Raw genomic sequence first — 14,483 nt, 5'->3', positions numbered from 1 at the left:
AAAACAAAAGAGGCTGCCACTGGCAGCCTCTTTTGTTTATTTCATTTTGAGTAATTAAACTATTTTAGTTCAAAGTCAACACTACCTATTTTAAATCCTTCTGCAAATAATTCAGCTTTGTATTTACCCGATGCAAATTCAGAGCCTTTAGCCCAATAAATAATTACATCCTGTGCTTCTTGTGTAAAGTCAATGGTTTTCTTTTGGCTGTAAAGCGATTCTTCTCCCTGGAATTTAAAAGTAGCCGTTCCTGTAGCCTGGTTATAAAGTGTTGTTCCATCCAGCGATGAAATTTTTAAATAAATATCCTTACTGCCTCGTTCTGCTACATAGTTTTCGCCAATTTTAAAAGTAAATTTTAATTGCTCAACCTGTTTAGCTTTCATGGTTTCTTTTTCTTTACCATTGTTTCTTATTTTCACACCTGTAACAGCAATGGCATTGGTACTTAGTTTGGCTCCAATAGCTACTTTGGTTTTTAAACCTGCATTTTCCAAACTTAAGTTTTCGTTACTTCTTTTTTGATTATCAATATTGCCTTTAAGACGGCTGTTTTCGTTGTTTAAATTTACAATCTGACCAGATAAAGAATCAATCTGCGAAAGATATTTTTTCTTGTAATATCTTAGTTCATCTATTTCATCCAATGCTTTTTCTAAATCAGCTTTGCTCACTCTGTCTTGCGATAACAAACGTTTGATTTTTTCCGCATACATTTTTAAGTCATTATCCTTCTGACTTACTAAACTATCAAGCGAAGCATTTTGACCTTTATAACTAGCCAATTCATCGTTGGTAATATTCAACAATGAATCCAGCGAGTTTTTAGCTTCCGTGGTAGAGTATAAAACTTCTTCGGTATCAGCTAATTTTTTATCAGTTTTAAAATAATTATAAATAAAAAAACCATTGAGTATTGTTAAAATTCCTACTAACGCCCAAGGAATAAGTATGGCAATACGATTTGACTTTTGCTTATTGTCTTCCATAAGCCACAAAAATATAAAAAAAACAATGTAAAAACCCGATGTGGTAAACTTCTCAATAAATATATTAAGCCAGATTACTTAATAGCGTTTTAAAGTAAGCATAACTATGTTGTAATCGACTTCCGTACCAACTAAATAGCTCTCCGTCAGTCAAAAGTATTTTCGATTGTGGTAAAATAGCCTGCAACTCATCAATATGCTTTTGTTTAAAAGGGTATGGCTCGCTAGAAAGTAGCAAATATTCAGGTTGAGCCGCTATTAATTCATCAACGGTAATTTCAGGGTAACGGGAGGGTTTATTTTTAAAAACATTGTTTAAATGAATGTTTTCCAACAGGTGATTAATAAAAGTATGATTGCCCGCTACCATATAAGGTTTCCGCCATATAAAATAAGCTACCTTATTATTGGTTAAAGCAGGTAAAGAGTCCAATCCAATAAAACTTTGTTGTATAGCTTGTACTATTTTCTTTGCTTCATTTTGTTTATCCGTTATTTCACCAATACCTTCCATCATTTTATAAGCATCGGCTAATGTTTGTATATCGCTTATCCAAACCGGGTAATGGCTTTGTAAATACTCAATTTGCTTTTGTTCGTTTTCCTCTTTATTGGCTATAATTAAGTCCGGCTTTAATTGTGCAATTAGGTCTAGTTTAAAATTTTTGGTACCACCAATACGTGGTTTGGTTTGGTGGTATTTATCGGGATGAATACAAAATAACGTTTGCCCGACTACCTCATCACTTAATCCCAAATCGTATAAAAACTCCGTTTGCGATGGAACCAATGAAATAATACGCTTAGGAGGAAAAGGAATAGTTACTTTATTCCCCATTTGATCAATAAAAGTTTTTGAGGTCATTATTTTATTGTTTAAAAAATGGCTGGAGTTGTTGTTTATTGCAGTTCAAAAATAGCAGCTTATTTTTTAAATAGAACTAAATAATTTGATTAAGCAACTACCCAAAATAATATTTACCGTTTTGTTGTTTGCTGCTATGGTTTTACCAAGGTTTAATGGTAACCAAAGTATAGTAAAACAACAACCTTACGACAGTAAGTATTTTAAAGCTTACGTGGAGTATTTTAGAGGAGAAGTTTTAACGGCTCCCTTACGTCCGGCTACCAATTGGCGTTTTGGGGTGCCCTTGCTGGCTAGCTATTTACCCTTCGATGCATTGACATCAATCAATACTGTAAACTTATTTTTCCTAGCTTTAGGCATTGTGATTTTCTTTAAAATACTCCATTTAATGCAAGTAGACATCAATAAGCGTTGGTATGCTACTTGGATATTTATTTGTTCATTCCCTACTTTCTACTACTCAAGTATAGCCTATGTGGATGCCTCCTTGTTTTTTTTTATAGCACTAAGTATTTATGCAACCATTACCAATCAATTAGCACTATTTTATACTGCTATTTTAATTGGTTTTTGTGTAAAGGAAACAATAGTGATAGGCTTGCCATTTTATTTTATATACCACTATAAAAAAGTGGAGCGTAAACTGATTATACAGTTTGTGCCATTGTTTGTGTTATTGCTTATTGAAGCTTATCTAATACGTCATTATGCACCGGTAAGTGCTGGCGACTTACACAATAAAAATTGGTTTTGGCATTCCAGTTTAGTATCTGTAAAAAACAATTTTACACGATTTAATACATGGTTTAGTATGATAGCCAGTTTCGGTATTCCGTTTGTTTTATATGCTATTTACAACATGCAATTAATTAAAAGAAAGTTGCCATTTAACTCATTACAAAAAGCTTGTGCAGCAAGCATTATAATAGCCATTGGTTTATATACTTTTTCCTACATTTCAACCATAGCTGATGGCAGGATGATATGGACTTGTTATATGTATTTTTTAATCAGTTGGCTTGATAATACCAAGCAGCAGGTAGTATAAGTAGCGATTAATTAAGGACATTACATTCTAGGCTTCCAGGCTACTTCCGTTCCTCCTGCATCAATAACAATTTTGCGCGATAACATAAATAAATAATCACTTAAGCGGTTTAAATATTTAGGTACAATAGGGGCAACTTCTGTTTCCGTTGCCAAATGAACAACCAATCTTTCCGCTCTGCGGCATACACAACGAGCCACATGGCAATGAGAAGCAGTTATATTACCACCCGGTAAAACAAAACTCTTGAGTGCCGGTAAATGCTGGTCCATTTCATCCATTTTTTTCTCCAGTAATTCAATATCGGCTTCATGCAAATCAGGTACCTTCATTTTACTTTTTTCAGGATGGCTGGCCAATAGACTTCCAACCGTAAAAAGCCTGTCTTGTATTTCAGCTAAAGTATCCAATACATCTTTGTCCTGTACGCTATCTTTTATCAAACCAATATAAGAGTTTAACTCATCAATAGTACCATAACTTTCTATTCTTAAATGGTATTTAGGCACCCTTACTCCTCCAATTAATGAAGTTTCTCCAGAGTCACCGGTTTTGGTATATATTTTAAATGTCATGTTTGTATTTTACAATTATATGGGCAAAATAGTTTTAGTTAATTAAATTATCAACGATTAAGTATTATTGCTTAAAATTTACCAATGAGCTATAAAGTAATTGTTACCGGGGCCACCGGAATGGTAGGCGAAGGAGTATTAATTGAGTGTCTGGCACACCCTCAGGTTTCAGAAGTATTAAGTGTAAGCAGGAAATCAAATGGTATGACCCATCCTAAATTGAAAGAATATTTAGTACCTGATTTTTTAAGCATGAAAATAGATGATGAAAATGTAAGAGGTTACGATGCTTGTTTCTTTTGTGCAGGTGTAAGCAGTATAGGTATGAAAGAAGAAGAGTATAATCGTATTACTTTTGATACCACTGTTCATTTTGCCAAAGTATTGTTACAACAAAATCCGCAAATGACATTTATTTATGTAAGTGGTGCAAGTACTGATAGTACAGAAAAAGGTAGACAGATGTGGGCGCGTGTAAAAGGCAAAACTGAAAATACTTTGGCACAGATGCCATTTAAAAAGGTTTATAATTTCCGTCCAGGTTTTATGAAACTAACTCCCGGTCAAAAAAATGCATTGCCATTGTATAAATATATTGGCTGGATGTATCCCATACTAAAAGCAATATTTCCCAATAGTGCCAGCACATTAGCTCAAGTTGGTCAAGCTATGATTAATAGCCTTATTATTGGTAGCGATAAACAAATTTTAGAAGTGCGAGATATTAATGAGTTAGGAAATAAATAAATTTCTATTGCTTTATAATTGTAAAAGAGCCATTGAACAGATTATTCAATGGCTCTTTTGATTTATTTTAACAACAAGTCGCGTTATTGTTTACCAATCCAATTCAATACATAATCCGCTACCTCTTCCCAGTTTTTCTCTCCGCATATAAAGTGACTCCTGTTTTCAAACTCTTTAAAATCAGTAATGCTGTTTTTATCTTTATAAGAGTTGGCAATACGTTTGGTAAAACTCGAAGGGAAAATATTGTCTTTAGAACCACCTATAAAAAGCAATGGATTATGTGGTTTTTTAAAATCAATATTGGCAAACGATTTTAACAAAGTATCTCTTGCTATTTTTCTGCTTTCAGGTACAGCTATGTTTTCAAAAAGCTGGTCACTTTCTGCTTTGGAGTAATTGTTAAAAAAGGCATGATGATACCATTCTTTACTGCCTAAAAATGCAGTGTTGCCTTTAAATATATTTACTACAGGTAATACCACTTTTATAGTAGCCAATGGGGCAAAAACATTTTTTGGAGGTGCCCCATCTATACTTATACCTGCTACCACTTTGTCCATTTCTATGAGTTTTTGTACTACCAATCCGGCTAATGAATGGCCTATTACTATTGGCTTTTCAGGTAGTGTGTCTATTAGTTTAACAATATTCATCACTACATCTTCAAAACCTGTTTTGGTTAATTGTGGGTGTATGTTCGCTCTTAAACTTTCAGGTGTTCCTTCGTGTCCCGGATTAGCCGGAGTATAGCAGTTAAAACCTCTGGCTTCAAAATAATTTTTCCATGCTGCCCAACTTGAATCATTTACAAATAATCCGTGGATAAATACAATTGTTTTCGTTTTCATAATTTTCTGATTTGATGAAACAAAGGTATTGGGCGGAAATGGTAATAATTTTCACCTAAGTTAAAATCGTTGTGTTTCGGAAATTCTTTTTCTGATTCGGCTTAATGAAGGGCCTTTAATGCCTAAATAAGATGAAATGTGGTAAAGAGGAATGTTATTGAAAATATCTGGATGCTGCTTTATTAAATTTAAATAACGCTCTTCGGGTGTTTGAAATAAGAAACTCTCTGTTCTTGCCAACGCTATATTAAATGCTTCTTGTGCCAGTAAACGGCCAAAGGTTTCCCATTTATGCGATTGTTGGTATAACGAAAGTAAATCGTCAATGCTAATATAAATAACCGAAGCATCCGTCATAGCTTGTGTATGGTAATCGCATGGAATCTGGTTAATAAAACTTTTGAAGGTTACTACAAATCCATTGGTTGAATAAAGGAAAATATTTTTTTCTTCATCTGTTTTTTCATCAATAACAAATGAGCGAAAAGCACCACCGGTTATAAAGCCCAGATATTTGCAAACACTTTTATGTTCGTTATAAAAATCGCCTTTTTTATATGTTTTATGTTTCCAGTATGGAGCAGAAATTTTAAAATCATCATCAGTTAAGCCGGCAAATTGATGCAGTGCAAAAGCAAGTATTTCTATTTCTGTCATAGTGTTTAATGTTGTTTATAATAAGACTAAACTTTGTTAGTAGGCACATCAACTATAATGGTGGTTCCATGGCCCGACATGGAATCAAAATCTACTGTTCCGTTAAGGTATAACACGCGCGAAACAATGTTTTTTAAACCAATACCTTCAAAGTCGTTAATCTTGTTTGTGTCAAATCCTACACCATTGTCTTCAATAACCAGATTAAGGTGCGTATCGTATTTAATCAATTGAATATTTACATGCGATGCTTGTGCATGTTTTATAATATTGCTTACACATTCTTGGATTACTCGGTACAAAACAGTTTCAATAGAATTATCCAATCTCGTATCAATACCAACTATATGTAAATCTATTTTTAAATCGCCTGATATAGTTAACTTATTTACAAACTCTCTGACAGCACTTGTTAATCCAGAGCGAAGCAATGCATTTGGAATCATGTTATGCGAAATGCTTCTTACTTCTTTTACTGCATCATCTACCAATTCCATCAGGTAATGAAAAGTTTCTTTCTTATCTTCAGGCATAGTGGCTTCAAAAGCCGATAAATTCATTTTTGCAGCACTCAGTTGCTGGCCTATTCCATCGTGTAACTCACGTGCAATGCGTACACGTTCTTTCTCTTCTGCTTCAATAATGGCTTTATTACGCAGTTCCTGCTGTGCTATTAAATGCGCGTCCAATGCTCTTTGTTGCTTGTTACGAGTGAAATTATAAATTCCAAATCCAAGGAGTACAATAAATAAGCATGCTATAACCAATAACGTAATCGTACTTCTTTTTTGTTCAATTTCAAGTGTAGCATTGTTCAAAGCCAAATCTTTTTTTTCCAGCTCAAGTATTTGTTTTTCGCTTTCATATTTCGCCTCCATTTCCGCCATATTTTTGTTGCTTTCTTCGTTCATGGCAGAGTCGCGGGCCATAATTGCTATATCAACATATTGTACCGCTTTTTTGTATTCTCCCGCTCTGGTATATAAATTAAATAAAAGCATAGATGTTTTGCGCAACATTCTATAACTATTAATACGCAAAGCAATTTCGTGAGCCTGTAGTGCATATTTTTCAGCCAAAGGTTTATTGTTTAAATAAGTGTACTGACCCGAAATATTAATTAAAACAGATGCTTTCCCAGCTTCATCATTTAACTCATTTCTTATTTGAAGCGATTTCAATAAATAGTATAGTGATTGCTTATGCTGATTCTTATCTCCATATATATTTCCTACAACAGTATACAATATACCTAACCCATATTGGTTATTAGAAGCCAATTGAATATCTAAACTCTTATTTACGTAAAAAAGAGCAGAGTCCGGTTGATTACATTCCCTTAATGAAGAAGCAATATTGGTATAGTTAGAGGCTAAGGCATCGTTATCGCCTGTTTTTTTATTGATAACAGAAGCTTTCAGGTAATAAGTAAAAGCCAATTTGTATTTACTTAAATCAGCATATACATTGGCAATATTGTTTAATGCACTGGCTGCATATGGTTCATCATTTATTGATTCAAATATTTTTAAAGCTTCAAAATGGTGTACAAGTGCTTTTTTATAATTGCCTTTTACAGAATAAACCATTCCTATATTATTCAGTGCAGCACCTTTTCCTCTGATATTATTGGCCTGTGAAAAAGCAATACCAGCTTGTAAATAACAATCAATAGCACTATCGTAATTACCGGATACATCATAAATAATCCCTATTCTATTCAGCGCTCTTGCTTTGCCAAGTGTATAATTAATTTGTTCTGCTACTTGCAATGCTTCCAGTGCAAATAGTTTTCCTTTATTAGGGTCGTTGTATGTGTATTCCGAACACAGGGCATTAAGCACTTGCACCCTTTGTGTGTCTTTGGTATTGGGTAATAGCTGCAACAAACTATCCGTTTTTTGCGCATACAATAATCCATTTATAAAAAAGAAAAATAAAAAATAGAATAGTTGTTTGTTCATATATTTTAAAGGCTTGCTATTAACAGCTTACATATACTGTTACTTTCATTGTTAAATAGTTATAGCCTAGCTTTCTTCAACAATAATTAATTATTGTATTTTATCCAATAGCAATGAATATTACTTATTTTAAAGATGTGATGTTCCTATAAACTATAATGAAAGCCTAGAAGCAAAAAGAAATATTGCAATGCCCCCAACCATGTGTAAGCCCATTGCTATACTCTTGCGATAGATAAGTTTTGGTATATTCTAATTGAAATCTTTTGTAAGCAACTACAACGCCTAAAAAAGCCTGACCTACCAAACGATTAATAGAAGAAGAAGGAAGTGTGTAAATGCTGTTAGAAAATAAACCACCTTGCATAGTAGCGTTATAGCCTACTACTTTACCACTGGCTTTTACGAAACCATATAATTGAAATTTTTTAGTGTTAGCTTGTTTAGTAATACCAAGATTGGAAAAATAATTATTCATGAAACCTACTCTAAGCATAGTTCCAACGCAAGCATCAGTATACAAAGTACCAAGCCTGCCTTGTGTAAAACCAGTAGCCATTATATAATTTTTGTTCAACAACCCTTTTTCGTAAATAGCTGTATATTTTAGTATTAAGTCATTTGCTATTTGGTATTGCCAACCTAAAGGCAGTAAATCGCCAATAGCATAATGAATACCCTTTTGCTCTTCTTTACCACCTACCGCAGGACCCATTATACCAATATCTATTTGCGAAGTAATTCGGGTATGTTTTACTTCATTCATCTCTATGCTGAAATTAGATAAAAACATAGTGGCAGCGTAAGGCCTGTTTCCTATGGGGATAGAATCAATACGAATACCGGTTGGGGTAAATCCATCCCGTTCAATAGCTATCCCTGCAAAAGATGAAGTACTGTTTTTTTGTTTAATGAGTAAAAAAGGAATAGACAGTTTTTGAAAAGCAGGAGCAATTATTTCCAATCTTACCCCTTGCGTATAATACCTGTCGGTAGCACTAAAATAGTCGTTGTCGTAATTAAAACGAACAAGTTTGTCCTGAGCAACTACCTGAGTGACCCCAAAAACTACCAATAGTAAACAATAACGCATAATCTAATTTACGAGAAATAGCTTAATAACGATTGTTTGTGTATGGTATTTAAACTCAGGTTTAGTAGCAACAAAAAAGCCAAGCATGAAAATGCTTGGCTTTTATATTTTAAAAGAACTACTCTTATTTTACTTCTTCAAAAGTAGCGTCTTGAGTGTTACTATCGCTTGCACCGTTACTGGCTTCAGCGTTTGGTTCTGCACCGTTAGCGTCAGCATTTTGAGTAGCCTTGTACAAATCTTCGCTAGCAGCAGCCCAAGCAGCATTTAAAGCCTCCAAAGCAGCATCTACTCTAGGTAAATCTTTAGCTGTGTGAGCAGCTTTTAATTCTTCTAAACCTTTTTCAATTACTTCTTTTTTATCAGCCGGTAATTTTTCACCATATTCTTTTAACTGTTTTTCAGTTTGGAATATTAAGCTATCAGCCATATTTATTTTTTCCGCTTCTTCTTTAGCTTGTTTATCAGCATCAGCATTAGCTTCTGCTTCCGCTTTCATACGTTTAATATCATCATCACTTAATCCTGATGAAGCTTCAATACGTATTTTTTGCTCTTTACCGGTTCCTTTGTCTTTAGCACTTACGTGTAAAATACCGTTTGCATCAATATCAAATATTACTTCTACTTGCGGTACACCACGTGGGGCCGGTGGAATTCCATCTAAGTGGAAACGGCCTAAGCTTCTGTTTTGTGCAGCCATTGGGCGCTCTCCTTGTAATACATGAATTTCTACACTTGGTTGGTTATCGCTTGCGGTACTAAATGTTTCCGATTTTTTAGTTGGAATAGTAGTATTCGCATCAATTAATTTAGTGAATACACCACCCATTGTTTCAATACCTAAGCTTAAAGGAGTAACATCTAATAACAATACATCTTTTACTTCACCGGTTAAAACACCACCTTGAATAGCTGCTCCAATAGCTACTACTTCATCAGGGTTTACACCTTTTGAAGCTGCTTTACCAAAAAATTTCTCAACCGCTTCTTGGATAGCTGGGATACGGGTTGAACCTCCAACCAATATAATTTCATTGATATCGCTAGTTGTATAACCAGCATTTTTCAAAGCTGTTTTACAAGGTTCGATAGTACGTTTAATTAAGCTATCAGCTAATTGTTCAAATTTAGCACGGGTTAAAGTTTTAACTAAATGTTTTGGAATACCATCTACTGGAATAATGTATGGTAAATTTACTTCAGTTTGAGTTGAGCTTGAAAGTTCAATTTTAGCTTTTTCAGCCGCTTCTTTCAAACGTTGTAAAGCCATTGGGTCTTTACGTAAATCAATGCCTTCATCGCTTTTGAACTCATCTGCCAACCAGTCAATAATAACTTGGTCAAAATCGTCACCACCTAAGTGCGTGTCACCGTCAGTACTTTTTACTTCAAAAGTTCCTGTTCCGTCTACATCATACATTTCTAAAACCGAAACGTCATGAGTTCCACCACCACAATCAAAAACAACCACTTTTATATCTTTTTTGCTGGTTTTATCTAAACCGTAAGCCAAAGCAGCAGCAGTAGGCTCGTTAATAATACGTTTAACAGTTAATCCTGCAATTTCACCAGCTTCTTTAGTTGCCTGGCGTTGTGCATCGTTAAAGTAAGCCGGAACAGTAATAACTGCTTCTTTTACCTCGTGGCCTAAATAATCTTCAGCGGTTTTTTTCATTTTTTGTAAAACCATTGCCGAAATTTCTTGAGGAGTGTACAATCTTCCATCAATGTCAACACGAGGAGTATTGTTGTCACCTTTTTTTACAGTGTACGACATACGGCTAATTTCTTGTGAAACTTGGTCGAATGTATTACCCATAAAACGTTTAATAGAAGAAATGGTGTTTTTAGGATTAGTAACAGCCTGGCGTTTTGCAGGGTCACCAATTTTACGTTCACCATCTTTAATAAATGCCACTATCGAAGGAGTCGTTCTGCGCCCTTCACTGTTGGCAATAACCACCGGTTCGTTGCCTTCCATTACCGCAACGCACGAGTTGGTTGTTCCTAAATCTATACCTATTATTTTACTCATAATTTTAATTTTTATGAGTAATTGACAATGATAGTGCCAATGGTATTTTTTGTAAAATAGGTAAAACTTTGACTTATTTTTTCACGAAAATGCCAAAAATAGGTTTCCTTTTGTCAGCAAATATGACACAATGAGAAAGATCTGCTAAGTATGCAGCGCAAAATCAAGCCTTAAATATTATTGAAATTTAGGGAGTGTATTAATTAAGTCTTTAGCATTTTGGGTGAGTACAATATTGCTTTGCACATCCATAGTACGGCAGGTAAATATACCCAAACCATTTTCAATATTAGAGTAGTCCGTCTTTTTTTGAACCACAGAAGTATTCAGTTTACTTCTCTCTTTTAAATCTACATACTCTCTGCCACTACCCCAGGTTACAAATTCAAGGCCTATAAACTCACGTACCACGTTGTTATTTTGTGCTTGGAAATAAGAAGTCCAATAGTCGAAAGTTTGCCACCATAAGAAGCTAAATGAATAACTTATTTGGGTAACCGATATTTGGTCCGTTTCTTTTGATGTAACAATATCAAGGGTTTTTACTTCTTTGGCACTAGGGTTTGATGCAGGAGCCTCATAATATTTTAGCCTTAAAGCCCCTTCCACAATAGCAGCTGATCTTGAATTGCCGGTAAGAGCATAAGTTAGAGTAATTCTTTTTGTTTTGTTAACAATATCAATTTCATTAGGTGTTGGTCTTGGTTCAATGGTTTGACCTGATACCAGAAAAGTAGTACTCGTAAAAACATTCCCAGTTACAGTATCCGTAATTATTATTTTAACAGGAGTCCAAGGACCATTCATCACGTAATAAGGAGTGCGGTATATATAATTTTTGTCGCTGGCAAAAAAACCACTGTTTTTAGGAATAGTGTCTGTTTTTACACAAAGTAAAGTATCTTGATAATTATTAGCTATTATTTGTACTTTAATGTCTTTAAAATAAAGCGAATCGCTTACCTGGGCACTTACCGTTGCATTCTGAGTAGATGAGTTTTGAAAAGCTTTTTCTACCCTTATATACTGATAGGGGCTGTTATAGTCTACAAAGCCGTAAACTATAGCTATTTGTTTATAGGGAGCGTTAATTTCTAATGAGTTATCACATGCACATAAACTAACGAGTGCACAAAACAGAATTATAATTTTTTTCATTTTAGAGTTGGCGAATATACTAATTGATAAATGACTTAATAATATTATATATGTCAAATAATTTTGATTAAAGGTTTTATTTCTACCTTTGGCTTTTTAAAAAAAATATGAGTGTTCATAAAGAATATAAAAAAATAACCACCCATAGCCTGCAGGAAATGAAGGTTAAAGGAGAGAAAATAAGCATGTTAACCGCTTATGATTATAGTATGGCAAAAATTTTTGATGAAGCAAAAATTGATGTTTTATTGGTGGGAGATAGCGCAAGTAACGTAATGCACGGACACGAAACCACTTTACCTATTACTTTAGACGAAATGATTAGCCACGCTGCATCAGTAATAAGAGCAGTAAGCCGTTGTTTGGTGGTAGTTGATTTGCCTTTTGGTAGTTATCAGGGAAACTCAAAAGAAGCTTTAAACTCAGCCATTAGAATTATGAAAGAGGCTGAAGCACATGCTGTAAAATTAGAAGGTGGCGAAGAAGTAGTAGAATCCATTAAACGGATTTTAACGGCAGGAATACCAGTAATGGGGCATTTGGGATTAACACCACAAAGTATTTATAAGTTTGGTACTTATGAGGTGAGGGCCAAAGAAGATTTAGAAGCACAAAAATTATTACACGATGCTAAATTATTGGAGGAAGCAGGTTGTTTTGCATTGGTTTTAGAAAAAATACCTTCAAAATTAGCTAAACAAGTAACTGAACTGGTAAAAATACCCGTAATAGGCATAGGTGCCGGTTCCGATGTGGACGGACAAGTGTTGGTTAGCCATGATATGTTAGGCATTAATAAAGATTTTTCTCCTAAATTTTTACGCAGGTACTTAAACCTGTTTGACGAAATAAAAGGAGCCGTTGAGCAATACGTTGCAGATGTGAAAGCCGTAGATTTTCCAAACGAAAAAGAGCAATACTAAGAGGTCCATGGTGAATGGTCCATGGACGATAGTAATTGAAAAAGCTATGGTCTATGGTCTGACGTCTATTAACCAAAAATCAATGATCAAAATTTTATACGAAGATAATCACCTCATAGCCGTTGAAAAGCGAATAGGGCAAACCGTTCAGCCGGAACCGGGTAAACCTGAAAGTTTGCAGGATGAAGTGAAACGCTATATCAAAATAAAAGAAGAAAAACCGGGCGAGGTTTATTTAGGAGTAATTCACAGAATTGATATGCCGGTAAGCGGATTGGTATTGTTTGCAAAAAGCAGCAAGGCCCTTACCCGTATGAATGAAATTTTTCAAAAGCGCGAAGTAGATAAACACTATATAGTAAAAGTTCATAATACACCTAAAATGGAAGAAGGGGTATTGACACATTGGTTACGTATTGATGAAAACAAAAATATAACACGTGCATTTGATGAAGAAGTAACAAAAGCCATTAAAGCCCAATTAGAATTTAAAGTGTTAAAAGTACAAGGTAAATTTAGCTGGTTAAAAGTTAAATTGTTAACCGGCCGTAAACACCAAATCAGGGCCCAATTGGCTTATATAGGTTGTAGCATAGTTGGCGATGTAAAATATGGTGCTGCCCAACCCAATGCAAACCAAGGAATATGTTTACACTCCTTTAGTTTAAGTTTTGTACATCCGGTAAAAAAGGAGCCAATACTAATTGAAACCCCAATGCCCTATTTTTGGTAAGTATTTACAAGTAATTTATCCCAACAGGGTATTCTTTTTCAAGCGCATGGGCTATTAAACTATAGTCGCTTGGTTTATTTACAAAATCAAGTCCCGCACAGTTAATAATAAGTATACGCAAGTTAGTTTGCGAATTCAAATATTTAAAATAAGCATCCTGCAAACTTTGTAAATAATCATTTTCAATAGTACGTTCATAGCTTCTACCCCTGTTAGAAATATTCCAAAGCAGCTTTTCAATGGGAGTATGCAAATAAACCAATAAATCAGGCTGCGGTAATTGCAGGTTTATTATTTCAAACAACTGATAGTATAATTTATATTCATCCTCGTCCAAATTAATTTGCGAAAACAAAAGACACTTGGCAAAAACATAATCACTTACAATAGGTTGCCCAAATAAATCTTGTACAATAAGCTGGCGTTTAAGCTGGTTAAAACGTGCAGCCAAAAAACTCATTTCAAGCGGAAAAGCATACCTGTGCTTATCGTTATAAAACTTAGGTAAAAAAGAGTTGTCTTCAAACTCCTCCATAATTTGTTTAGCTTTTAAGTCGTGGCATAACATATTAGCCAAAGTACTTTTGCCGGCACCAATATTGCCTTCAATAGCTATATAATTATATGGAGTTTTCTTTAACACGAACTGCGAAAATGAACTTATGTTTCATAGCGATATGTACATTTTTTCAACCAATTGATAGTTTGAATAAATAACCCTAATCATCAGTGCAATAAGCAACCATATTAAGTAATTATATATTTAACTATAAGTTTATATTACTAAGTAATTAAATACCTAATTTTGATTTTTATAATTTGAATACTTTAACTGCATA

The 14,483-nt window shown here is 34.3% G+C and carries 14 protein-coding genes; 4 read left to right on the top strand and 10 right to left on the bottom strand.

The window, feature by feature from the left end:
* Positions 1–59: 59 nt before the first annotated feature.
* The gene (locus V4538_11215) at positions 60–989 is read right to left on the bottom strand and encodes a hypothetical protein (protein MES2381603.1); all 930 of its coding nucleotides are present in this window, start codon (positions 987–989) and stop codon (positions 60–62) included.
* 64 nt (positions 990–1,053) lie between these two features.
* Positions 1,054–1,854 carry a helical backbone metal receptor gene (locus V4538_11210; protein MES2381602.1) on the bottom strand — a complete coding sequence of 267 codons (801 nt, stop codon included), beginning with the start codon at positions 1,852–1,854 and terminating at the stop codon, positions 1,054–1,056.
* Positions 1,855–1,939: 85 nt separating this feature from the next.
* On the opposite strand from V4538_11210, the gene V4538_11205 reads away from it, so the two are divergent.
* Entirely contained in the window at positions 1,940–2,905 is a 966-nt protein-coding gene (locus V4538_11205) for a hypothetical protein (GenBank protein MES2381601.1), read from the top strand.
* A 20-nt stretch (positions 2,906–2,925) separates the two neighbouring features.
* On the opposite strand, the gene V4538_11200 is transcribed toward V4538_11205, so the two are convergent.
* On the bottom strand, positions 2,926–3,480 hold the full coding sequence (locus V4538_11200) for a cob(I)yrinic acid a,c-diamide adenosyltransferase (GenBank protein ID MES2381600.1): 555 nt from the start codon (positions 3,478–3,480) through the stop codon (positions 2,926–2,928).
* An 84-nt stretch (positions 3,481–3,564) separates the two neighbouring features.
* Here V4538_11200 and V4538_11195 point away from each other — a divergent pair, with 84 nt between their 5' ends.
* Complete coding sequence (locus tag V4538_11195) at positions 3,565–4,227, top strand: NAD-dependent epimerase/dehydratase family protein (GenBank protein ID MES2381599.1); 663 nt, start codon at positions 3,565–3,567, stop codon at positions 4,225–4,227.
* Between the two features lie 83 nt (positions 4,228–4,310).
* Here V4538_11195 and V4538_11190 read toward each other — a convergent pair whose 3' ends face one another.
* The 6 genes from V4538_11190 to V4538_11165 form a co-directional block, all read right to left on the bottom strand.
* Positions 4,311–5,078 carry an alpha/beta hydrolase gene (locus V4538_11190; GenBank protein MES2381598.1) on the bottom strand — a complete coding sequence of 256 codons (768 nt, stop codon included), beginning with the start codon at positions 5,076–5,078 and terminating at the stop codon, positions 4,311–4,313.
* A gap of 60 nt (positions 5,079–5,138) precedes the next feature.
* A complete protein-coding gene (locus tag V4538_11185; protein MES2381597.1) occupies positions 5,139–5,735 on the bottom strand; it encodes a Crp/Fnr family transcriptional regulator in 597 nt (198 codons plus the stop codon).
* 26 nt (positions 5,736–5,761) lie between these two features.
* Positions 5,762–7,699, bottom strand: coding sequence for a sensor histidine kinase (locus V4538_11180; GenBank protein MES2381596.1), 1,938 nt, complete (start codon positions 7,697–7,699; stop codon positions 5,762–5,764).
* Between the two features lie 166 nt (positions 7,700–7,865).
* Entirely contained in the window at positions 7,866–8,792 is a 927-nt protein-coding gene (locus V4538_11175) for a lipid A deacylase LpxR family protein (protein ID MES2381595.1), read from the bottom strand.
* 124 nt (positions 8,793–8,916) lie between these two features.
* On the bottom strand, positions 8,917–10,830 hold the full coding sequence (gene dnaK / locus V4538_11170; GenBank protein MES2381594.1) for a molecular chaperone DnaK: 1,914 nt from the start codon (positions 10,828–10,830) through the stop codon (positions 8,917–8,919).
* A 177-nt stretch (positions 10,831–11,007) separates the two neighbouring features.
* Positions 11,008–11,988 (bottom strand): hypothetical protein, encoded by a 981-nt coding sequence (locus V4538_11165; protein ID MES2381593.1) that lies wholly within the window; start codon positions 11,986–11,988, stop codon positions 11,008–11,010.
* Positions 11,989–12,095: 107 nt separating this feature from the next.
* Between V4538_11165 and panB the strand changes: the two genes are divergently transcribed.
* Both panB and V4538_11155 read left to right on the top strand, forming a co-directional pair.
* Positions 12,096–12,911, top strand: coding sequence for a 3-methyl-2-oxobutanoate hydroxymethyltransferase (gene panB, locus V4538_11160; protein MES2381592.1), 816 nt, complete (start codon positions 12,096–12,098; stop codon positions 12,909–12,911).
* Positions 12,912–12,993: 82 nt separating this feature from the next.
* Positions 12,994–13,644 carry an RluA family pseudouridine synthase gene (locus V4538_11155; GenBank protein MES2381591.1) on the top strand — a complete coding sequence of 217 codons (651 nt, stop codon included), beginning with the start codon at positions 12,994–12,996 and terminating at the stop codon, positions 13,642–13,644.
* Positions 13,645–13,648: 4 nt separating this feature from the next.
* On the opposite strand, the gene V4538_11150 is transcribed toward V4538_11155, so the two are convergent.
* Positions 13,649–14,287 (bottom strand): deoxynucleoside kinase, encoded by a 639-nt coding sequence (locus tag V4538_11150; GenBank protein MES2381590.1) that lies wholly within the window; start codon positions 14,285–14,287, stop codon positions 13,649–13,651.
* Positions 14,288–14,483 lie beyond the last annotated feature (196 nt).

The sequence above is a fragment of the Bacteroidota bacterium genome, assembly GCA_040388375.1.
Taxonomy (GTDB): domain Bacteria; phylum Bacteroidota; class Bacteroidia; order UKL13-3; family UKL13-3; genus JAAFJM01.
The sequence above is the reverse complement of the archived record's forward strand: the minus strand, read 5'-3'. Positions and strand labels throughout refer to the sequence as shown.

Coding starts and splice junctions, on each gene's coding strand:
- V4538_11215 (MES2381603.1), bottom strand. CDS start 989: ATGGAAGACAATAAGCAAAAGTCAAATCGTATTGCCATACTTATTCCT.
- V4538_11210 (MES2381602.1), bottom strand. CDS start 1,854: ATGACCTCAAAAACTTTTATTGATCAAATGGGGAATAAAGTAACTATT.
- V4538_11200 (MES2381600.1), bottom strand. CDS start 3,480: ATGACATTTAAAATATATACCAAAACCGGTGACTCTGGAGAAACTTCA.
- V4538_11195 (MES2381599.1), top strand. CDS start 3,565: ATGAGCTATAAAGTAATTGTTACCGGGGCCACCGGAATGGTAGGCGAA.
- V4538_11190 (MES2381598.1), bottom strand. CDS start 5,078: ATGAAAACGAAAACAATTGTATTTATCCACGGATTATTTGTAAATGAT.
- V4538_11185 (MES2381597.1), bottom strand. CDS start 5,735: ATGACAGAAATAGAAATACTTGCTTTTGCACTGCATCAATTTGCCGGC.
- V4538_11180 (MES2381596.1), bottom strand. CDS start 7,699: ATGAACAAACAACTATTCTATTTTTTATTTTTCTTTTTTATAAATGGA.
- V4538_11175 (MES2381595.1), bottom strand. CDS start 8,792: ATGCGTTATTGTTTACTATTGGTAGTTTTTGGGGTCACTCAGGTAGTT.
- dnaK (MES2381594.1), bottom strand. CDS start 10,830: ATGAGTAAAATAATAGGTATAGATTTAGGAACAACCAACTCGTGCGTT.
- V4538_11165 (MES2381593.1), bottom strand. CDS start 11,988: ATGAAAAAAATTATAATTCTGTTTTGTGCACTCGTTAGTTTATGTGCA.
- panB (MES2381592.1), top strand. CDS start 12,096: ATGAGTGTTCATAAAGAATATAAAAAAATAACCACCCATAGCCTGCAG.
- V4538_11155 (MES2381591.1), top strand. CDS start 12,994: ATGATCAAAATTTTATACGAAGATAATCACCTCATAGCCGTTGAAAAG.